The 21,356-nt window shown below is 63.9% G+C and carries 17 protein-coding genes; 6 read left to right on the forward strand and 11 right to left on the reverse strand.

Annotated elements, in window-relative coordinates; genetic code table 11:
- Window positions 1–61 precede the first annotated feature (61 nt).
- From AC07R1_RS29565 to AC07R1_RS29595, 7 genes are all read right to left on the reverse strand, one after another.
- Window positions 62–814: an iron-containing redox enzyme family protein gene (locus tag AC07R1_RS29565; RefSeq protein WP_220802812.1), complete on the reverse strand. Its 753-nt coding sequence runs from the start codon at window positions 812–814 to the stop codon at window positions 62–64.
- Window positions 815–891: 77 nt separating this feature from the next.
- The gene (locus AC07R1_RS29570; RefSeq protein ID WP_011062592.1) at window positions 892–3,351 is read right to left on the reverse strand and encodes an EAL domain-containing protein; all 2,460 of its coding nucleotides are present in this window, start codon (window positions 3,349–3,351) and stop codon (window positions 892–894) included.
- Window positions 3,352–3,559: 208 nt separating this feature from the next.
- A complete protein-coding gene (locus AC07R1_RS29575) occupies window positions 3,560–5,341 on the reverse strand; it encodes an ABC transporter ATP-binding protein (protein WP_495111223.1) in 1,782 nt (593 codons plus the stop codon).
- A 31-nt stretch (window positions 5,342–5,372) separates the two neighbouring features.
- Entirely contained in the window at window positions 5,373–5,975 is a 603-nt protein-coding gene (locus tag AC07R1_RS29580; protein ID WP_495111224.1) for a DsbA family protein, read from the reverse strand.
- Between the two features lie 36 nt (window positions 5,976–6,011).
- Window positions 6,012–6,953 carry an oxygen-dependent tRNA uridine(34) hydroxylase TrhO gene (trhO, locus tag AC07R1_RS29585; RefSeq protein WP_011062595.1) on the reverse strand — a complete coding sequence of 314 codons (942 nt, stop codon included), beginning with the start codon at window positions 6,951–6,953 and terminating at the stop codon, window positions 6,012–6,014.
- 102 nt (window positions 6,954–7,055) lie between these two features.
- Window positions 7,056–7,355 carry a BolA family protein gene (locus tag AC07R1_RS29590; protein WP_011062596.1) on the reverse strand — a complete coding sequence of 100 codons (300 nt, stop codon included), beginning with the start codon at window positions 7,353–7,355 and terminating at the stop codon, window positions 7,056–7,058.
- A 12-nt stretch (window positions 7,356–7,367) separates the two neighbouring features.
- The gene (locus AC07R1_RS29595; protein ID WP_015636579.1) at window positions 7,368–7,883 is read right to left on the reverse strand and encodes a DUF2059 domain-containing protein; all 516 of its coding nucleotides are present in this window, start codon (window positions 7,881–7,883) and stop codon (window positions 7,368–7,370) included.
- 193 nt (window positions 7,884–8,076) lie between these two features.
- Here AC07R1_RS29595 and AC07R1_RS29600 point away from each other — a divergent pair, with 193 nt between their 5' ends.
- Window positions 8,077–9,471, forward strand: coding sequence for a class II fumarate hydratase (locus tag AC07R1_RS29600; RefSeq protein WP_011062598.1), 1,395 nt, complete (start codon window positions 8,077–8,079; stop codon window positions 9,469–9,471).
- A gap of 73 nt (window positions 9,472–9,544) precedes the next feature.
- On the opposite strand, the gene AC07R1_RS29605 is transcribed toward AC07R1_RS29600, so the two are convergent.
- The 3 genes from AC07R1_RS29605 to pap form a co-directional block, all read right to left on the reverse strand.
- Window positions 9,545–10,504 carry a DMT family transporter gene (locus AC07R1_RS29605; protein WP_019093385.1) on the reverse strand — a complete coding sequence of 320 codons (960 nt, stop codon included), beginning with the start codon at window positions 10,502–10,504 and terminating at the stop codon, window positions 9,545–9,547.
- 147 nt (window positions 10,505–10,651) lie between these two features.
- Window positions 10,652–11,836, reverse strand: coding sequence for a thiolase family protein (locus AC07R1_RS29610; RefSeq protein ID WP_011062600.1), 1,185 nt, complete (start codon window positions 11,834–11,836; stop codon window positions 10,652–10,654).
- Between the two features lie 102 nt (window positions 11,837–11,938).
- Window positions 11,939–13,453, reverse strand: a complete 1,515-nt coding sequence (pap, locus tag AC07R1_RS29615; RefSeq protein WP_011062601.1) for a polyphosphate:AMP phosphotransferase — start codon at window positions 13,451–13,453, stop codon at window positions 11,939–11,941.
- Between the two features lie 148 nt (window positions 13,454–13,601).
- Between pap and mnmC the strand changes: the two genes are divergently transcribed.
- From mnmC to AC07R1_RS29640, 5 genes are all read left to right on the forward strand, one after another.
- Window positions 13,602–15,578, forward strand: a complete 1,977-nt coding sequence (gene mnmC / locus AC07R1_RS29620) for a bifunctional tRNA (5-methylaminomethyl-2-thiouridine)(34)-methyltransferase MnmC2/FAD-dependent 5-carboxymethylaminomethyl-2-thiouridine(34) oxidoreductase MnmC1 (RefSeq protein WP_495111214.1) — start codon at window positions 13,602–13,604, stop codon at window positions 15,576–15,578.
- Between the two features lie 203 nt (window positions 15,579–15,781).
- On the forward strand, window positions 15,782–17,554 hold the full coding sequence (locus tag AC07R1_RS29625) for an N-acetylglutaminylglutamine amidotransferase (RefSeq protein ID WP_011062603.1): 1,773 nt from the start codon (window positions 15,782–15,784) through the stop codon (window positions 17,552–17,554).
- A 3-nt stretch (window positions 17,555–17,557) separates the two neighbouring features.
- Complete coding sequence (gene ngg / locus AC07R1_RS29630) at window positions 17,558–19,303, forward strand: N-acetylglutaminylglutamine synthetase (protein ID WP_011062604.1); 1,746 nt, start codon at window positions 17,558–17,560, stop codon at window positions 19,301–19,303.
- 126 nt (window positions 19,304–19,429) lie between these two features.
- On the forward strand, window positions 19,430–20,614 hold the full coding sequence (locus AC07R1_RS29635) for an osmoprotectant NAGGN system M42 family peptidase (protein ID WP_015636583.1): 1,185 nt from the start codon (window positions 19,430–19,432) through the stop codon (window positions 20,612–20,614).
- Window positions 20,615–20,698: 84 nt separating this feature from the next.
- Window positions 20,699–20,926: a YheU family protein gene (locus AC07R1_RS29640; RefSeq protein WP_011062606.1), complete on the forward strand. Its 228-nt coding sequence runs from the start codon at window positions 20,699–20,701 to the stop codon at window positions 20,924–20,926.
- A gap of 36 nt (window positions 20,927–20,962) precedes the next feature.
- On the opposite strand, the gene AC07R1_RS29645 is transcribed toward AC07R1_RS29640, so the two are convergent.
- Window positions 20,963–21,295 (reverse strand): YnfA family protein, encoded by a 333-nt coding sequence (locus AC07R1_RS29645; protein WP_011062607.1) that lies wholly within the window; start codon window positions 21,293–21,295, stop codon window positions 20,963–20,965.
- Window positions 21,296–21,356: the final 61 nt, after the last annotated feature.

The raw sequence follows: 21,356 nt of genomic DNA on the forward strand, positions 1-21,356 counted from the left end.
CAACTTCATCACCCCACACGTCCAGCGTGCGCGGCAATCGAAGCGCCCGACATTCCCTGACTCAGCCTTCGGCCAGTGCCAGGCGCTCGCGGGTCACCGCAGTCTTTTCCTGCTGCATGCAGCGTTCCAGGAACAGGTACATATAGTCATAGCTCTTGCAGATGGCCTGACGCAGCTCGACCTGCAGGGCCTTGCTCGGGTTCAGCCCTGCCAGGGTGACGATGATTTCCAGCGCTTCCCAGGGATGGGCGTCGTCGTACTGGGCATGCATCTTCAGCCACTTCATGGCACGTTTGCGATCCTCTTCCGGGAACGCCGCGGCATAGATGCCGTTGGAACACACCAGCGCCGACCACTCGCCCGTAGCCCCTTCAATGGCGTAGTTGGTGGCGGCAATGGCCACGATCAGGGAATCGGCAGAACTGGTATGCCAGCACCAATGGCTCAAGGCATGCAGCTCTGGCGGTACTTGCTGGGCCTGCAGGTCTTCCAGGGTCACGCCATGGGCCCGGCTCCAGTGCACCCAGTAATCGGCATGATTGAGCTCGACCCGGATATTGCGCATTAGCCAGCGACGCGCCATGTCTTCGCCGGGATGGCGGGCAAAACGGGTCTTGGTCAGGTTTTGCGCCATGTACAGGGCGAACTGTTCAACCACCGGCCAGCCGCCAATCAGATACTGACGCATGACTTTGGCACTGAGTTTGTTATCGCGCATGCGCTGGTACAGCTCATGCTCCACGACGCGGCGCTTGCTCTCGCTGCAGTCCTGGATCAATTGCTGGGTCCAGGCGGGGTAACTGGCAGCTTCCATGAGCGGGCCGGTTCGGCTGAATGTGTCGATCACTGTCGGGCTCCTTTTGATTGTGATGTACGGATCCAAAAGAGGTTTCAACGGAACGTACCGGGCGCCTTGAACAACAGTGGCTGTGGTCTCACGGGTCGACACTGCAGGCTGTCACAGGTGAACAATTGCGGGCGTTCAATAATGTAGCCTTGAGCATAATCCACGCCGATCTCAAGCAATGCCTGCTCGATCTGCGGTGTTTCAACAAACTCGGCAATCGTGCGCTTACCCATGACATGCCCGATGTGGTTGATCACTTCGACCATGGCGCGGTTAATCGGGTCGTCCAGCATATCCTTTACGAAACTTCCATCGATCTTGAGGAAGTCTACAGGCAAATGTTTGAGATAAGCGAACGACGACATTCCCGCACAAAAATCATCCAGGGAAAAATGGCAGCCTAAGCCCTTGAGTTCATTTATGAAACGAATGGCACTGCCCAAATTTGCAATCGCACTGGTTTCAGTAATTTCAAAACAGATCAACTTTGGCGGTACGCCATAGACGACAAACTGCTCGCGCAAGAAGTCGAGAAACGCATCATCGCCGATGGTGATACCCGACAGGTTGATGGCGCACATTGCCATTGGCCCTTCACGGCCTTCGGCAATGCATTGGGCAATGATCTTGAATACGTTCTGTACCACCCAACGGTCCAGAGAGGTCATCAGGCCGTAGCGCTCCGCCGCCGGAATGAAGCTGTCCGGCAGAATCATCCGACCCGCCTCGTCATGCAGGCGCAACAGAATCTCCACATGCCCGCCGCCACGCTCGACATGCCCCAGGGCGGTGATCTCCTGCGAATAGAGGCAGAAGCGGTTTTCCTCCAGCGCCATGTGCAGACGCTGGACCCAGGCCATCTCGCCAAAGCGCAGCGACAGCTCGGAATCGTCGGCATGGTAGACCTGCACACGGTTACGCCCCTTTTCCTTGGCCATGTAGCAGGCCATGTCCGCCGCTCTCAGCGAGGCTTCGAGGGTGGTCGGGGTCTGGGCGATGTGCACCAGGCCGATACTCACGGTGGTCACGAAGGGCCGGCCTTTCCAGACGAAATGCAGATTTTGCACGGTCTGGCGCAGCCCCTCGGCAATCTTCTCCGCGGCCTCTGGCGAGCAATTCTCCAGGAGGATGCCGAACTCGTCCCCACCCAGCCGTGCCAGGGTGTCGCCTTCGCGCAGGCCCGACTGCAGCAGCGCGCAGATATGCCGCAGCAACTCGTCCCCGGCAGCATGGCCACAGGTGTCATTGACCAGCTTGAACTGATCCAGATCGAGGAACATCAGCGCATGCCGTGCCGGCTGGCGAATCAGGCTGTGCAGGGCCTGCTCCAGGCGGAACTCGAACTCCCGGCGATTGGCCAGGCCGGTCAGGGCGTCATGGGTCGCCTGCCAGGAGAGGTTGGCGATGTATTGCCGCTCCTGGGTCATGTCGTGCAGCACCAGCACCGTGCCGCTGACCTTGCCGGCATTGCGGATCGGCGCCCCCACCAGGGTCACCGAGACCGTGCTGCCGTCCAGACGCTGGATCAGTTTGGAATGCTCGCTGCCGCCGCTGAGCTGACCGCTGAGGATGTGTTCGATGAGGGTGAAACCGTCAGCCTGGGCATTTTCATCCAGCAGGTTGAACAAGGCTGCCAGGGGCAATCCCACTGCCTGCTCGGCCTTCCAGCGAGTCAGGTCCTCTGCCGCCGGGTTCATGTAGGCGATGGCACCTTCGACGTCGGTGGTGATCACCCCGTCGCCGATGGACTGCAGGGTGATCTGCGCCCGCTCCTTTTCCAGTTGCAGGGCGTCGGCAAAGGCATGGCGCTGGGCCAGCAGCTTGTGCGTGCGCAGCAGGGCCAGGGCAATCAGCACCAGCGCGGTTGCCAGGTTGGTCACCAGCAACAGCCGCAAGATCACCCGCGAACCCTCGCCCAAGGCATCGCTGAAGGCCTTGGCAGCGGGAGTGACGCCGTCATTGATGGCGAAAATCTGACTCTTCCAGCGCTGCACGTCGCCTTCGCTGGCGCTGTTGCTGCCGATCCTCTGGTGCATCTCCCGGGCCACGGTGTCCAGTTGCAACAGGTATCCGTCCCCCACGGTCCACAGATCGATGGCCTTTTCCAGGTAGCTGAAATGACGGAAGTTGAGGTACAGCCAGATCAGGCTGGAGACATCGTCCGGGTGATTGCCGCCCTTGAGGATGCCCAGGCGTGCGGCCTCCAGATCCGGTGGCTGGTGATCCAGGGCAACCCGCAACTCATGCCCGCCCTGGGGCACGGCAATTGCGTTCTGGTACTTGAGGAAAGTGCCTTCGTCGCGGCTGTCGGCATACAGATTGAGGTAGTAGATGGCGTCTTTCTGGCCCTTGGACCACAGGCTTTCACCAGCCACATAGCCCCGTACCGCCGACAGTACGTACAGGCTGAGGCCGCCCAACAGCGCTTGAAATAACACCACGGCGATGAAGGGCCAGACGATGCCCAACAAGCGCGGCGTTGCGAAAGTCCGCTTTTGCTTCATGAGGGTCCTTGCTTGCGCACAGCCAAATGAACACCCAGTAGTTGCGCCTCAGACAGCACAGGTTAGGCCAATTTCCACAGAACTGGCGCAGGGCAGGCTGCCGCTGACGCAGACTGGCCGGGGAAACGGGCCGCCGCACTAAAGCTGAAACGGTTGTTCCACCAGGAAATTCAAGCACTAAGCACAGAAAGACGGATAAAACTCAAGGCTATCGAACCTGCTGCAAATGCCCGTACAGCTTGGCGTAAAGGCCGCCATCGGCAATCAGCTGCTGATGGTCGCCATCTTCGGCAATCTGCCCGCCATCGAACACCAAAACCCGGTCCGCCTGTTTTACCGCTGACAAGCGATGGGCAATGATCAGCGTAGTCCGCCCACGCAGAAAACGCGTCAAGGCCTGATGCAGGTTGTACTCGGTGGCGGCATCCAGGGCGGAAGTGGCCTCATCGAGAATCACCACCTTGGGCTCGGCCAGAACCATCCGCGCAATCGCCAGGCGCTGGCGCTGGCCCCCGGACAAACGCACGCCGGAACGCCCCACCACGCTGTCCAGCCCCTGCGGCAAGGCCCTGACGGTAGCGTCCAACTGAGCAATTTCCAGGGCCTGCCAGCAGGCTTCGTCACTGCGCTCGCGCCCCATGGCCAGGTTGGCGCGGATCGTGTCGTTGAACAGCGCGGGATGCTGCAACACCACCGCCACGTTCTCCCGCACCGTCTCCAGGCCGATTTCCTGCTGGGTCGAACCACCAAAGCGGATCACCCCGGTCTGCGGTGTGTACAGCCCCAGCAGCAACTGCACCAGGGTGCTCTTGCCGCCACCGCTGGCACCGACAATGGCTACCTTTTCACCGGGAGCGATGGACAGGTCCATATTGTCCAGCACCCGCTCGTCACCGTAGCCGAAGCTCAAGCCGCGGACCTCGATGCCGACGGTCTCGCGCCCCACGAACGGGTCCGCACCCGGGCCGTACTGCGGTTCGTCGGCCCGCGCCAGCAGCTCGTTGATCCGGGTCAGTGCGCCGCCCGCGGCGTAGTAGGCGTATTGCAGGTTCAGCAACTGTTCCACCGGCCCGATCATGAACCACAGGTAACTGAATACCGCCAGCATCTGGCCGATGGACAGGTCGGAGAACAACACGGTCAGCATCGCCGCCGCGCGGAAGATATCGATGCCGAACTGGAACAGCAGCCCGCTGGCGCGGCCCGAGGCATCGCTTTTCCATTGCGAGGCCACAGCGTAGTCCCGCACTTCCTCGGCACGCCGCCCCAGGCGCCCGAGAAAGTAGCCCTGGCGATTGCTCGCGCGAATTTCCTGGATAGCCTCCAGGGTCTCGGTCAGGGCCTGGGTAAAGCGCGAAGTGCTGTCGTTTTCCAGCTTCTTCAGGTGCTTGACCCGCTTGCCCAACTGCACCGTGGCGAAGATCACCAGCGGGTTGAACAGCAGGATCAGCAAGGCCAGTTTCCAGTGCATCCACATCAGGATGCCCGCCGTGCCCACCAGGGTCAGCATGGCCACCAGGAAGCGGCTGAGGGTCTCACCGACGAACTTGTCCACAGTGTCCAGGTCGGTGACCAGGTGAGTGGTGACCGTACCGCCCCCCAGGCTTTCGTATTCCCCCAGGGAAATGCGCTTGAGCCGCTCGATCAGCCGCACGCGGATGCGGTAGACGATGTCCTTGGCCAGCCCGGCAAACAGCCGCGCCTGAATCACGTTGAACACCAGCGCCGAGCAGCGCAGGATCAGCGTCACCATGAGCATCAGGCCGATATAGCCAGCGGCACTCTGCCATCCCTGGGGCAGGAAGCGGTTCATCACCTGCAGAGCGGTATCGCCGTGCCCCAACAGCACCTCATCCACCAGCAAGGGCAGCAGCAGCGGGATCGGCACACTGCACAGGGTCGCCAGCACGGCGACGCCGTTGGCGATCCACAGAGATTTCTTGTGCTCAAGAGCCAGGCGACGGATATGCGCCCAGCTCAGGCGATCGATCGGCTTACCGCTGACGCTTGAATCCACCGGTTCAGGCACAGGCGGCGCGCTCCAGCCAGCGCCCCAACAGAGGAGACAGCTCGCTCAGCGGCTGATAGCCGTTGGTCAGCAACGCCAACTGGCCATTACGCTCGGCCAGCAAGGTAGGAAAGCCGGCGATTCCCAGGTCCTGGACCCAGGTGAAGTCCGCCGCGGTAGCCACATGCTGCTCGGCCCGGTCGAAGGCCTCGGCGAATTCGATGCGCGGCACCCCTGCCCGCTCCGCCAGCTCCACCAGCACACTGGCCAGGGTGACATCCCGGCCTTCGACATAGAACGCCTGCTGGATCAGCCCCAGCAGGGTCCAGGCGCAGTCCGCCGCCAGGCCACGTGCGGTGACGATGGCGCGACAGGCCGGTTCGGTGTCATAGACAAAGCCATCGGGCAAGGCGCCCTCGAAGCCGAACGGTTGGCCGGTGGCCTGGTGCACCGCCTGCCAGTGCTCGAGGATGTAGCACCGGGTATTGGGTTCCAGGGCCGCACCGCTACCGGTACGCAAGCCCCCCACCACCAGGTGCACCTCGACCCCGGCGGCCCGGGCCTGCTCCGCCAGGGCCTGGGCCACGGGCGCAAAGCCCCAGCACCATGAACACATCGGGTCCATCACATAGAGCAGGCGGGCAGACATGGCTCAAGCCTCGGAAGAAGATTGCTTGTAGTTGTAACCAATCGGGTGCGGCATGTTGCGAGCCTTGGCCAATTCGATCTGCTTCTGCCGGTCGATGGCACTGCGGCGGGTCTTCTCGCTCAGCTTGTCCCAGCAGTGCGGGCAGCTGATACCAGGCACATAGTGCTCGGATGCACGATCCTCGACGCTCACTGGAGTACGGCAGGCATGACATTGATCGTAGTCGCCTTCGCTCAGGTCGTGGCGCACGGTGACCCGGTTATCGAACACGAAGCAGTCGCCCTGCCATTTGCTCTCTTGCTGCGGTACCTCTTCGAGGTACTTGAGGATCCCGCCCTTGAGGTGGAACACCTCGTCGAAGCCTTCGCTGAGCATGTAGCTCGAGGCCTTCTCGCAACGGATGCCGCCGGTGCAGAACATCGCCACCTTCTTGTGCTTGCTCGGGTCGAAGTGGGCTTTGATGTAGTCCGGGAATTCGCGGAAGCTGGTGGTCTTGGGGTCGATGGCGCCTTCGAAGGTGCCAATGGACACTTCATAGTCGTTGCGGGTATCGATCAGCAGCACTTCCGGATCGCTGATCAGGGCGTTCCAGTCCTGTGGCTCGACGTAGGTCCCGACCTTCTTGTTGGGATCGACGCCGGGCACGCCCAGGGTAACGATCTCTTTCTTGAGCTTGACCTTGGTGCGGTAGAACGGCTGCTCGTCGCAGTAGGATTCCTTGTGATCGATATCCACCATGCGCGGGTCGTTCTTCAGCCAGGCCAGCAGCCCGTCGATGCCTTCGCGGCTGCCGGAAACCGTGCCGTTGATGCCTTCTTCGGCAATCAGCAAGGTGCCCTTGATGCCGTTGTCGAGCATTGCCTGCAACAGGGGCTCACGCAGGTTGACGTAATCTTCGAGGGTGACGAACTTGTACAGTGCCGCCACGACAATAGGTTGTGCCATGGGTAATCTCCAGGTGGCTACCCTCGTAAAGGGTGAACCGGATGCAAAAAAAAACGCGCCGGCATAAGCGGCGCGTTGCGGATTCTAACAAAAAAACCGCGGTTAATGCTGACTGCCACCGGCACAGGTCGGCGAAGCCGGAGCCACACCGATCTTCGACCATTCCTCAGGCGTATAAGTGTGCAGCGCCAACGCATGGAACTGGCCCATCAGCTCACCCAGGGTGGCGTAGACCTTCTGATGGCGCTTGACGCTGTTGAGGCCGGCGAACTGCTCGCTGACCAGTACCGCCTTGAAGTGGGTTTCCAGGCCACGGCTGTGCATGTGGCTTTCATCCAGCACTTGCAGGTGCTCGGGCTGCAATGCCCCGAGCGCCGCTTCGATACGTTGTTGCATGGTCATTGCGGGCTCCGCTTACTTCTTCTTCGCCGGGGCAGCCTTGGGCTCGAGCTCGGCGGTCATGTCGGCCAGCAGCTTGTTCACCACCGGTACCGCGCTTTCCAGCTTGGCCTGGGTCATCTGCGCCGATTGCTGGGTCAGCTGGGGCATTTTTTCCAGGACTTTCTTGCCCAGTGGCGACTGATAGAAAGCCACCAGTTCCTTGAGCTCCGATTCGCTGAAATTGCTGGTGTAGAGCTTGACCATGTCCGGCTTCAGCTTGTTCCAGCCAATGGCCTGGTCCAGGGCGGCATTGGCCTTGGCCTGGTAGGTTTCCAGCAGGGCACGCTTGGATTCCGGGGCTTTGGTCTGCTCGAAGCGCTGGGCGAACATTTGCTGAACTTGCATGTACACCGGGGTACCGAGCTTGTCCGCATGGGCCAGGGTCAGGAAGGCCTCGGCACTGGCGTTGTGGCTGGCGGTATCGGCAAGAACCTGGCCGCTGGCACACACCAGAACAACCGCGGTACAGATGGCACGAAAACGGGTCATCGAGTTTCCTTTATCTAGCAGGCGAGGTAGAACCCCAAGGGCGCCCATTCTGCGCCTATTAATCCGCGTCCCTCAACCCCACGCCGACCGGCCCCCGGTTTTGCTCGGCCATGGCGGGGAAAAACCCCCGGCATGGAACCCGAGCCGCGGATCACGGCCTAAACTGGCCTGTCAGACTAGGAGGATTGCCACGATGAACCGAATCGAAACCGACAGCCTGGGCCAGGTTGAAGTCCCGCAAGAAGCCTACTGGGGCGCGCAGACCCAACGTTCGCTGGTCAACTTCGCCATCGGCAACGAACGCATGCCCTTGGCGGTGCTGCATGCCCTGGCCCTGATCAAGAAAGCCGCGGCGCGGGTCAACGACCGCAACGGCGACATCCCTGCCGATATCGCCCGCCTGATCGAACAGGCCGCCGACGAAGTGCTCGCGGGCGAGCATGACGACCAGTTCCCTCTGGTGGTGTGGCAGACCGGCAGCGGTACCCAAAGCAACATGAACGTCAACGAAGTGCTGGCTGGACGGGCTAACGAGCTGGCGGGCAACCCTCGGGGCGGCAAGACGCCGGTGCACCCCAATGACCACGTCAATCGCTCGCAGAGCTCCAACGACTGCTTCCCCACTGCCATGCACATTGCGGCGGCCCAGGCGGTGCAGTTCCAGTTGCTGCCAGCGATCACCGAGCTCTCCGGCGGCCTGGCCGAGCTGTCGGCGCGGCACATGAAGCTGGTGAAGACCGGTCGCACCCACATGATGGACGCCACCCCCATTACCTTCGGCCAGGAAATCTCGGCCTTCATCGCCCAACTGGGGTACGCCGAGCGCGCCATCCGCAGCGCTTTGCCGGCCGTCTGCGAACTGGCCCAGGGCGGCACCGCGGTAGGCACCGGGCTCAACTCACCCCACGGTTTCGGCGAGGCCATCGCCGCCGAGTTGGCGGCGCTCTCGGGCCTGCCCTTCGTCACGGCATCGAACAAGTTCGCCGCCCTGGCCGGCCATGAACCGCTGACCAGCCTTTCCGGTGCCCTGAAAACCCTCGCCGTGTGCCTGATGAAAATCGCCAACGACCTGCGCCTGCTGGGCTCGGGGCCACGGGCAGGCCTGGCCGAGGTCAAGCTCCCCGCCAACGAGCCCGGCAGCTCGATCATGCCCGGCAAGGTCAACCCGACCCAGTGCGAAGCCCTGTCGATGCTGGCCTGCCAGGTCATGGGCAACGATGTGACCATCGGCTTTGCCGCCAGCCAGGGCCACTTGCAACTGAACGTGTTCAAGCCGGTGATCATCCACAACCTGCTGCAATCGATCCGCCTGCTGGCCGATGGCTGCAGCAACTTCCAGCACCATTGCATCGCCGGGCTGGAACCTGACCCGCAACAGATGGCCGCGCACCTGGAGCGCGGGCTGATGCTGGTGACCGCGCTCAATACCCATATCGGCTACGACAAGGCCGCCGAGATCGCCAAGAAGGCCTATGCCGAGAACCTGACCCTGCGCGAGGCGGCGCTGGAACTCGGGTACCTGACCGATGAACAGTTCGATGCCTGGGTCCGCCCGGAAAACATGCTGGAGGCCGGGAAGCAGGGGTAAGACCGCAGTCGCCTTCGCTAGCGAGCCAGCTCCTGCCACAACCCGACTGCAGGAGCTGGCTCGCCAGCGAAGCTCAGCCCGCCGCGATCCGCTGCCGCCGCGCTCGCAACCCCGCCATCAACGACGGGCCCAGCGCCGTCAGCGCCGACCCCAGCACCACCAGCAGCGCCCCGCCATAGCCCAGCCCATTGATTTGCTCGGCTTGCACATACTCGGGCCAGAGCCAGGCGGCCCAAGCCACCGCGACAAAGGTCACCAGCGGCGTAATGGCCAGGGTCGCGCTGACCCGCGACGCTTCCCAATGGGCCAGAGCCTCGGCAAAGGCGCCATAGGCAATCAGGGTATTGAGGCAGCACGCCAGCAACAGCCAACCCTGCAACGGGTTCAATTCCAGCGCCTCCAGCGGATGAGCCCAAGGGGTGAGCAACAAGGCGCAGAACAGGTAGATCACCATCATTACCTGCAGGGAATTCCACACGCTCAGCAGTTGCTTCTGGCCCAGGGCGTAGAAGGTCCAGACCGCGGAAGCGGCAAGAATGGTCAGGACCCCCGCGGTGTAGTCGCTCAGGGAAGTCAGCAGTTCGCTCAGGCGCTGATTGAAGAACAGCCCAAAGCCGATCAGCAGCACCAGAAGCCCCAGGCCCTGGCCGAGACTGAACCGCTCCTTGAATACGAACAGGCTGGCGATCAATAGCAGGATAGGCCCCATCTGCACCACCAGTTGCGCGGTGCCCGGGCTCAACAGATTGAGGCCCATGAGGTACAGCACGTAATTGCCTACCAGGCCACAGACCGAGATCGGCACCAGCCAGATACCCTTGGGCCCCAGCACTCGCCAGCGTGGCAGGCGCCCCACCGCCGCCAGGTAGGCCAGCAGGCAGCCACCGGACACCGTCAGGCGAAACCAGGTCACGGTGACCGGGTCCATCACTTGCAGTACCTGCTTGAGCTTGATGGGCAGGATGCCCCACAACAGCGCGGTCAGTAAGGCCAGGAACAGACCATAGACCCAGCGACCGGACGAGACGTGCATGCGAACCCCACAAGGCCTTACGAGCAAGGCTCACATACTAGGCCCGCGCCGGCAGCCGACACAGAGACAGTTGGCGACAAAGCGCAAACAGGATTGTGCAGGTCGCAAACCGGCCCCACGGGAGCCGGCTTGCCGACGAAGCGAAACCTAGCGTACCGCCTCGAACAACCCCGTGGCCCCCATGCCGCCACCCACGCACATGGTGACGATGCCATAGCGCAGGTTGCGCCGCTGCAGCTCGCGCACCAGATGCCCGACCTGACGCGAACCGGTCATGCCGAACGGGTGGCCGATGGAGATCGAGCCGCCATTGACGTTGTAACGGGCGTTGTCGATCTCCAGGCGGTCGCGGGCATACAGGCACTGGGAAGCGAACGCTTCATTGAGCTCCCAAAGATCGATGTCAGCCACGCTCAGGCCCTTGGCCTTGAGCAGCTTGGGCACCGAGAACACCGGGCCGATACCCATCTCGTCCGGCTCGCAGCCGGCCACGGTAAAGCCGCGGAAGAATGCCTTGGGCTTGAGCCCCAGGGCCAGGGCCCGCTCCAGGCTCATCACCAGGGTCATCGAAGCACCGTCGGACAGCTGCGAGGAATTGCCCGCCGTCACCGAACCGTCGTCGGCAAACACCGGCTTCAACGCCGCTAGGTTTTCCAGGGTGGTGTCGGGGCGGTTGCAATCGTCGCGGTCCACCACGCCATCAAGGATCTGCACCTCACCGGTGTTCTTGTCCTCGACCTTGTACTTGACCGTCATCGGCACGATCTCGTCGCTGAAAAGGCCGGCGGCCTGGGCCTGGGCGGTACGCTGCTGGCTTTGCAGGGAGTAGCGGTCCTGGGCTTCGCGGCTGACACCGTAGCGCCGGGCCACCACTTCGGCGGTCTGGCCCATGGGGAAGTAGATGCCCGGTACCTGCTCCTTGAGCAGCGGGTTGACCAGGTTTTCGGTGTTGACGCTCTTCATGGTCAGGCTGATGGATTCGACGCCACCGGCCACGATGATGTCGCTGCAGCCGGAGGCGATCTGGTTGGCGGCGATGGCGATCGCCTGCAGGCCCGAGGAACAGAAGCGGTTGAGGGTCATCCCCGCGGTACCAGTGCCCAGGGCCGAGAGCACCGCGACGTTGCGCCCTATGTTGAAACCCTGGGCCCCTTCATTGGAGCCGGCGCCGACGATGCAGTCCTCGACACTGGCCGGGTCGATGCCGTTGCGGGCGAGCAGCGCATTGACGCAGTGGGCGGCCATGTCATCCGGACGGGTCTGGTTGAACTTGCCCCTAAAGGACTTGGCCAGGCCAGTCCGTACGCTGTCGACGATCACCACTTCACGCATGACGCACCTCATTGTTGTTGGCGGCAGGAAGAGCATCGAGCATAGATCCCCCTCCTGTCCCGCCGCGACAATCATTCACTGGGCGTATGCGCGACCATCGACCTACTTCTTGTCTTTCTTGTCGTGCTTGTCCGAGCGCTCGAACGCAGCTTCCAGGGCGCGGTTGATGGTGCGCAGAACCTTGACCCGGGCCCAGCGCTTGTCGTTGGCCTCCACCAGAGTCCAGGGCGACACCTCGGTGCTGGTGCGGTCGACCATGTCGCCGACGGCAGCGCGGTAATCGTCCCACTTGTCGCGGTTGCGCCAGTCGTCCTCGGTGATCTTGAAACGCTTGAAGGGAATCTCCTCCCGGGCCTGGAAGCGCTCCAGCTGGGTGTCCTTGTCGATGGCCAGCCAGAACTTGACGACGATCACCCGGGCATCGGCCAACTGCTCCTCGAAGTCGTTGATCTCGCTGTAGGCCCGCAACCAGTCGGCGGGGCTGCAGAAGCCCTCGATGCGCTCCACCAGCACCCGGCCGTACCAGGAACGATCGAAGATGGTGAACTTGCCCCGGGCAGGGATATGCCGCCAGAAACGCCAGAGATAGGGCTGGGCGCGCTCCTCTTCCGTGGGCGCGGCAATCGGCACGATGCTGTACTGGCGCGGGTCCAGGGCCGCCGCGACCCGGCGGATGGCCCCGCCCTTGCCCGCCGCGTCGTTGCCTTCGAACACCGCCACCAGGGCGTGCTTGCGCATGCGCTTGTCCCGCAGCAGGCCGGCCAGGCGCGCCTGTTCGGTAATCAGTTGTTCTTCGTAGTCGTCCTTGTCCAGGTGCTGGGTCATGTCCAGGCTGTCCAGCAGACTGAGCTGATCCACCGCCGGAGGCAGTGGCGCCGCGTTGACCTGGGTGGCTCGCAGGGGCTGGCGGTTCAGCGCGCTTTGCAGCCCTTCCAGGAGAATCCGCCCCACGGTAAGGCTGCGGTAATGCGGATCGACGCCCTCGATCACGTGCCAGGGCGCATAGTCGCGGCTGGTGCGGCGCAGCACGCGCTCGCCGTACTTGACGAACTTGTCGTAGGTTTCTGACTGCTGCCAGTCCAGCGGGCTGATGCGCCAGCTGTGCAGCGGGTCGTCCTGCAACGCCTTGAGGCGGGCCTTCATCTGTTTCTTGGACAGGTGGAACCAGAACTTGAAGATCAGTGCGCCTTCATCGCAGAGCATCTTCTCCAGGCGCTCGGCGCCGTTGATCGCCTGGTCCAGGCGTGGGTCCTTGATCTCGCCATGGACCCGGCTCTGCAGCATCTGGCTGTACCAGTTGCCGAAGAACACCCCCATGCGCCCCTTGGCCGGAAGCATCCGCCAGTAGCGCCAGGCCGGTGGCCGCGACAGTTCCTCGTCGGTCTGCTGGTCGAAGGTGCGCACCTCGATCAGCCGCGGGTCCATCCATTCGTTGAGCAGCTTGACCGTCTCGCCCTTGCCCGCGCCCTCGATCCCGTTGATCAGCACGATCACCGGAAAGTTCGCCTTCTGGCGCAGTTCGAACTGGGCTTCGAGCAAGGCCTCGCGCAACGCCGGCACCTCGGCATCGTAGGTTTCTTTGTCGATGGCGTGACCGATTTCAGCGGATTCGAACATGGGTGGCTCCCTTCCAAGAATTTTCCAAGACTAGCGGATCGACCTCGGCCAGGGAAAACAAATCCCCGAACCTGCAGCGCCTTGCCATGGATCAAGCGCCGCCGGCGCGATCGGCTAGAATGGCCGCCTTGCGCAACATGAGCCGAACATGATCCCTGAACTGCCCCACGCCCAGCTCGACTGGGACGACCAAGGACGCCCGCGCTCGCGGGTCTTCGACGATGTGTACTTCTCCAGCGAATCGGGCCTGGATGAAACCCGCCACGTGTTCATCGAACAGAACCGCCTGGGCCAGCGCTTTGCCGCCCTGGCCGATGGCGAACGCTTCGTTATCGGTGAAACAGGCTTCGGCACCGGGCTGAACTTTCTCTGCGCCTGGCAGTTGTTCCAGCAACAGGCCCCGACCGGTGCCCGGCTGCATTTCGTCAGTGTGGAAAAGTACCCCTTGAGCCCTGCCGACCTGCAACGGGCCCTGGCCCTGTGGCCGGAACTGGCGAGCCTCTCTGTACCGCTGTTTGAGCAGTACGTGGCAGTGCATGGCGGCTTCCAGCGCATCGTGCTGGAGGGCGGGCGGGTGATCCTGACCCTGCTGATCGGCGATGCCCTGGAGCAACTGCCGCAACTGGACGCCCAGGTCGATGCCTGGTTTCTCGACGGTTTCGCACCGGCCAAGAACCCCGACATGTGGACCGCCGAGCTCTTCGCCGAACTGGCGCGCCTGGCCGCCCCAGGTTCCACTATCAGTACCTTCACCAGCACCGGCTGGGTGCGCCGGCTGCTGAACAGTGCCGGCTTCAAGATGAAACGCACCCCGGGCATCGGCCACAAATGGGAGGTACTGCGAGGCGAGTTCCTCGGCTGGCCAGAGGATGCGCCGGCGCCGGCCAGGGCCAGGCCCTGGTTCGCCCGCCCCCCGCGGCAAGAGAAGACCGCCCTGGTGATCGGCGGCGGGCTGGCCGGTTGTGCCAGCGCCGCCAGCCTGGCCGCCCGCGGCTGGCAGGTGCAATTGCTGGAGCGTCATGCAGAGCTGGCCCGAGAGGCCTCGGGCAATCCCCAGGGCGTGCTCTACCTCAAGCTCTCGGCCCACGGCACCGCCCTGTCGCAGATGATCCTCAGCGGCTTCGGCTATACCCGGCGCCAACTGGAGCATTTGCAGCGCGGCCAGGACTGGGATGGCTGCGGCGTGCTGCAACTGGCCTTCAATGCCAAGGAAGCCGAGCGCCAGGCCCAACTGGCCGCGGCTTTTCCCGCCGACCTGCTGCACCTGCTGGACCAACCCCAAGCCCAGGCCCGGGCCGGTATCGGCCTTGAGCACGGAGGCCTGTTCTACCCCGAAGGTGGCTGGGTGCATCCGCCGGCCCTGTGCCAATGGCAGGCCAGCCACCCGCGGATCCAGGTCCTGGCACACCGGGAAGTCCTGGAACTGCGCCGGGTCGATGAGCAATGGCAAGCCTGGGACGGCGACCGGATGCTGGCCAGCGCCGCGGTGGTGATCCTCGCCGGTGCGGCCGAGATCAAGCGCTTCCCGGCCAGCGCCGACCTGCCCCTCAAGCGCATTCGCGGGCAGATCACCCGCCTGCCCCAGACCGCACAAAGCCAGATCCTGGCCACGGTGGTCTGCGCCGAAGGCTACGTCGCCCCCGCGCGCCTGGGGGAACACACCCTGGGCGCCAGTTTCGACTTCAAGAGCCAGGACCTGACCCCCACCAGCGCCGAGCATGCCGGCAACCTGGAGATGCTGCGGGAAATCTCCGGCGACCTGCTGCACCGCCTGGGTGCCGAGCAACTGCCCCTGGACAGCCTGCAAGGCCGCGCGGCCTTCCGCTGCACCACCCCGGACTACCTGCCCATCGTCGGCCCCCTGGCGGACCCGCTTGCCTTTGCCGAAACCTACGCCGCCCTGGGCAAGGATGCGCGCCAAGTGCCGGACCTGCCCTGCCCCTGGCTCGACGGCCTGTACATCAACAGTGGCCACGGTTCCCGTGGGCTGATCACCGCGCCGCTGTCCGGCGAGCTGCTGGCCGCCTGGCTGGAAAACGAGCCCCTGCCCCTGCCCAGAAGCGTGGCCGAAGCCTGCCATCCGAACCGTTTTGCCCTGCGTCGCCTGATTCGCGGCAAGGCCTGAAGCAGAGCGGCGGCGCTGACTTTCCAGCGCCGCCAATGGCCGCTGGCCAGCACCAAGCGCTACATCCAACCGTCCGGCCCCACTCAACTGCTTATAACCGATCGATCTAAAACTCCCGAGTTACGCACAGGTCAGTTTCCAGGTAGCCGCCCTTTTGACGGCGGCAGATTGACTCTCCCCAACGGAAAAACCGGTAAGGACTTATGTGCGGACTAGCTGGCGAATTACGCTTTGATCATCAACCTGCCGACCTGGCAGCGGTTGAACGAATCACCCACCACCTGGCCCCTCGCGGCCCGGACGCCTGGGGCTTTCACAGCCAGGGCCCGATTGCCCTCGGCCATCGACGGTTGAAAATCATGGACCTTTCGGACGGCTCGGCGCAGCCCATGGTCGACAACCAACTGGGCCTGTCCCTGGCCTTCAATGGCGCGATCTACAACTTCCCCGAACTGCGCGCCGAACTGGAAGCCAAGGGTTATGCCTTCTATTCCGGCGGCGACACTGAGGTGTTGCTCAAGGGCTACCACGCCTGGGGCGCGGACCTGCTGCCCAAGCTCAACGGCATGTTCGCCTTCGCCATCTGGGAGCGCGATGCCCAGCGCCTGTTCATCGCCCGCGACCGCCTCGGGGTCAAGCCGCTGTACCTGTCGCGCACCGGCCAGCGCCTGCGCTTCGCCTCGGCCCTGCCGGCGTTGCTCAAAGGTGGCGACATCAACCCGTTGCTCGACCCCGTGGCGCTCAACCACTACCTGAACTTCCATGCCGTGGTGCCAGCACCGCGAACCCTGCTGGCAGGCATCGAAAAACTGCCGCCGGCCACCTGGATGCGTATCGAGGCCGACGGCCGCACCGAGCAGCAGACCTGGTGGACCCTGCCCTACGGCCCCCGTGCCGACGAAACCAACCTGACTCTGGAAGACTGGCGTGACCGGGTGCTGGACAGCACCCGCGAAGCGGTGGCCATCCGCCAACGGGCAGCGGTGGATGTGGGCGTGCTGCTGTCCGGCGGTGTCGACTCCAGCTTGCTGGTGGGCCTGCTGCGAGAGGTCGGGGTGGACAACCTGTCGACCTTCTCCATCGGCTTCGAGGACGCCGGTGGCGAGCGGGGCGACGAGTTCCAGTACTCCGACCTGATTGCCCGGCACTACGGCACCCGGCATCACCAGTTGCGCATCGATGAACGTGAAATCATCGAACAGTTGCCCGCGGCCTTTCGGGCCATGAGCGAGCCGATGGTCAGCCACGACTGCATCGCTTTCTACCTGCTGTCCCGGGAAGTGGCCAAGCACTGCAAGGTAGTGCAAAGCGGCCAGGGCGCCGACGAACTCTTTGCCGGCTACCACTGGTACCCGCAGGTGGACGGCGCCAGCGACCCCTACGCGGCCTACCGTGCGGCCTTCTTCGACCGCAGCTACGACGACTACGCGGCCACCGTACAACCGCAGTGGCTGACCGCCAACGATGCCGCCGGGGATTTTGTCCGCGAGCATTTCGCCCAGCCCGGCGCCGACGCAGCTGTGGATAAGGCCCTGCGCCTGGACAGCACGGTGATGCTGGTGGATGACCCGGTCAAGCGTGTGGATAACATGACCATGGCCTGGGGCCTGGAGGCGCGCACGCCGTTCCTCGACTACCGCCTGGTGGAGCTTTCGGCCCGGGTGCCGGCGCGCTTCAAGTTGCCGGACGGCGGCAAGCAGGTGCTCAAGGAAGCTGCGCGGCTGGTGATCCCCAGCGAGGTGATCGACCGCAAGAAAGGCTACTTCCCGGTGCCGGGCCTCAAGCACTTGCAGGGCGCGACCCTGGACTGGGTACGCGAACTGCTGCTGGACCCGAGCCAGGATCGCGGCCTGTTCAAGCCGGCCATGCTCGACCGCCTGCTGACCGATCCCCAGGGCCAGTTGACGCCCTTGCGCGGCTCCAAGCTGTGGCAACTGGCGGCATTGAACCTGTGGCTCAGCGAACAAGGAATCTGACCGATGAAAGCTCACGCCACGGCTTACAGCCAACGCCTGCTGCGCGGCCAGGCGCCGTCCTATGAACGCCTGCAGGCGCGCTTCGCCGAAGATGGCAGCGAACCCGGGTGCGAACCGATCGCGGTACATTGCGGTTGGGGCCGCCTGCTGATCGGCCATACCTTTCCCGACCCCACCAGCCTGGCCGGGGAGTTGCTCAACGAGCGACCTGGCGAGCGCGACATCGCTCTGTATGTGGCAGCGCCGCAACAGGTGCTGGGGCTGGAACCGGCGCAACTGTTCCTCGACCCTTCCGATACCCTGCGCCTGTGGTTCAGCGATTACCGCCAGGCCACTCGGGTATTTCGCGGTTTCCGCATCCGTCGCGCCCAGAGCGAAGCCGACTGGCAAGCCATCAACCAGCTGTACCAGGCCCGCGGCATGCTGCCCATCGACCCGCAACTGCTGACCCCGCGCCATCAGGGCGGGCCGGTGTACTGGCTGGCCGAGGACGAAGACAGCGGCGCGGTGATCGGCAGCGTCATGGGCCTCAATCACCACAAGGCCTACCAGGACCCGGAACACGGCAGCAGCCTCTGGTGCCTGGCAGTGGACCCCGACTGCAGTCGCCCGGGCGTCGGCGAAGTGCTGGTGCGCCACCTGATCGAACACTTCATGAGCCGCGGCCTGAGCTACCTCGACCTGTCGGTGCTGCACGACAACCGCCAGGCCAAGAACCTCTACGCCAAACTCGGGTTTCGCACCCTGTCGACCTTCGCCATCAAGCGCAAGAACGGCATCAACCAGCCGCTGTTCCTCGGCCCCGGGCCCCAGGCGGAGTTCAACCCCTATGCGCGGATCATCGTCGAGGAAGCACATCGCCGGGGCATCGATGTTCAGGTGGATGACGCCGACGCCGGGCTGTTCACCCTCAGCCACGGCGGTCGCCGGGTACGCTGCCGGGAATCGCTGAGCGATCTCACCAGCGCCATCAGCATGAGCCTGTGCCAGGACAAGAGCCTGACCCACAAGGTGCTCAAGGGTGCTGGCTTGAACCTGCCGGCGCAGCAACTGGCGGGCAACGCCGATGACAACCTGGGCTTTCTCGACGAGCACCAGCGGGTGGTGGTCAAGCCCCTGGATGGCGAACAGGGGCAAGGCGTGGCGGTGGACCTGCGGACCATCGAAGAGGTGCAAAAGGCCATCGACCACGCCCGCCGCTTTGACAGCCGGGTATTGCTGGAAAGCTTCCACGAAGGCCTGGACCTGCGCATCCTGGTGATCGGCTTTGAAGTGGTGGCAGCGGCTATCCGCCGTCCCGCGGAAATCATCGGTGATGGTCAGCACTCCATCGGCGCGCTGATCGAAGCCCGCAGCCGTCGCCGCCAGGCGGCCACCGGCGGCGAGAGCAAAATCCCCCTGGACCAGGAGACCCAGCGCACCCTGCATGCCGCCGGCTACGACTACAACAGCGTACTGGCCGCCGGGGAGCGGCTGTTTGTACGGCGCACCGCCAACCTGCACACCGGCGGCACTCTGGAAGACGTCACCGGCATCCTTCATCCGACCCTGGCCGACGCCGCCATCCGCGCAGCCCGTGCCCTGGACATTCCCGTGGTGGGCCTGGACCTGATGGTGCCGGCGGCGGATCAGCCCGAGTACGTGTTCATCGAAGCCAACGAACGCGCCGGGTTGGCCAATCACGAACCGCAACCCACCGCCGAACGTTTTGTCGACCTGCTGTTTCCCCACAGCCAACCGGCGCCGTGATCCTTCGCCGGCAAGCCGGCTCCTACCCTCACAGGTAGGAGCTGGCTTGGCAGCGAAGGCGCCCCCTGGCCCTCCATCCATGCCCTCATCGAAACCATCGATGGCCGTTTCTCATCAGGAGTTTCCATGACCCGCAAGATTCCCGAACCCGACCTCGCCTACCTGCAGAAAGTCCTCCTGGAAATGCTCGCCATTCCCAGCCCCACCGGCTTTACCGACACCATCGTGCGCTATGTCGCCGAACGCCTGGAAGAACTGGGCATCCCCTTCGAGCTGACCCGTCGCGGCACCATTCGCGCCACCCTCAAGGGCCAGAAGAACAGCCCGGACCGGGCCGTCTCGGCGCACTTGGACACCATTGGCGCCAGCGTGCGCGCGGTGAAGGACAACGGCCGCCTGACCCTGGCCCCGGTGGGCTGCTGGTCCAGCCGCTTTGCCGAGGGCAGCCGGGTCAGCCTGTTCACCGACAACGGCGTGTTGCGCGGCAGCGTCCTGCCGCTGATGGCCTCCGGGCACGCCTTCAACACCGCGGTGGACGAACTGCCCATCAGTTGGGACCACATCGAGCTGCGCCTGGATGCCTACTGCACCACCCGCGCCGACTGCGAATCCCTGGGGATAGGCGTGGGTGACTTTGTTGCCTTCGACCCCTTGCCCGAGTTCACCGAAAGCGGCCATATCAGCGCCCGGCACCTGGACGACAAGGCCGGTGTCGCCGCGCTGCTGGCCGCGCTCAAGGCCATAGTCGACAGCGGCGAGCCGCTGATGATCGACTGCCATCCGCTATTCACCATCACCGAAGAAACCGGCAGTGGTGCGGCAGCGGCCCTGCCCTGGGACGTCAGCGAGTTCGTCGGCATCGACATTGCCCCGGTCGCCCCGGGCCAGCACTCCAGCGAACATGCGGTGAGCGTGGCCATGCAGGACTCCGGCGGCCCCTACGACTATCACTTGTCCCGCCACCTGCTGCGCCTGGCCGGCGAACACGAGTTGCCGGTGCGTCGCGACCTGTTCCGCTACTACTTCAGCGACGCCCATTCGGCGGTCACCGCCGGCCACGACATCCGCACTGCGCTGCTGGCCTTCGGTTGCGACGCCACCCACGGCTATGAGCGCACTCATATCGACAGCCTGGCGGCACTCAGCCGCCTGCTGGGGGCCTACATCCTCAGCCCGCCGGTATTTGCCAGCGACGCGCAACCGGCCCAGGGCTCACTGGACCGCTTCAGCCATCAACTGGAGCACGATGCACAAATGGAAAGCGATACCCGGGTGCCCTCGGTGGACAGCCTGGTGGGGCAGAAATCCTGAACCCGCCCCGGAGTTTGTGCACGCCCTGGCTGGCGGCACGGCCCCGGGCGCAGTAGGATCCCGGATTGTTTGCCGGAGGCCCCCATGCTGATTCCCCACGACCAACTTGAAGTCGACACCCTGACCCGCCTGATCGAGGACTTCGTGACCCGCGAGGGCACCGACAACGGTGATGAAACGCCCCTGGAGACCCGTGTGCTGCGGGTGCGCCAGGCCTTGACCAAGGGCCAGGCGGTAATCGTCTTCGATCCGGACAGCGAACAGTGCCAACTGATGCTCAAGCACGATGTGCCCAAGGAGCTGTTCGACTGACCCTCCCCCCGGCCCAGCTTCTCTGGGCCGGGTTATTCAGCCATTGGAAAAGCGCGGGCCGAACAGAATCACACTGGCCCCGATCACGCACAGCGCCAGCCCCAGCCAGTCCGAACCCAGGGGCCGTACCCGCTCCACCACCGCCAGCCAGCCAATCGAAGCGACGATATAGATGCCTCCGTAGGCGGCATAGGCGCGCCCGGCGTAGGTGGCCTCGACCTTGGTCAGCAACAGGGCGAACAGGGTCAGGCTGACCAGCGCGGGAATCACCCACAAGGCACTCTTGCCCTGACGCAGCCACATCCAGAACGCATAGCAGCCGGCGATTTCAAACAGCGCGGCGAGGAAGAACCACAGGTAATTGAGCATGCAGGAACTCGTCAGGATTGTCGGATGCCGGCAACCCTAACGACGCCCAGGGGGATTGGGC

Source organism: Pseudomonas sp. GW821-FHT07F01, assembly GCF_059418825.1.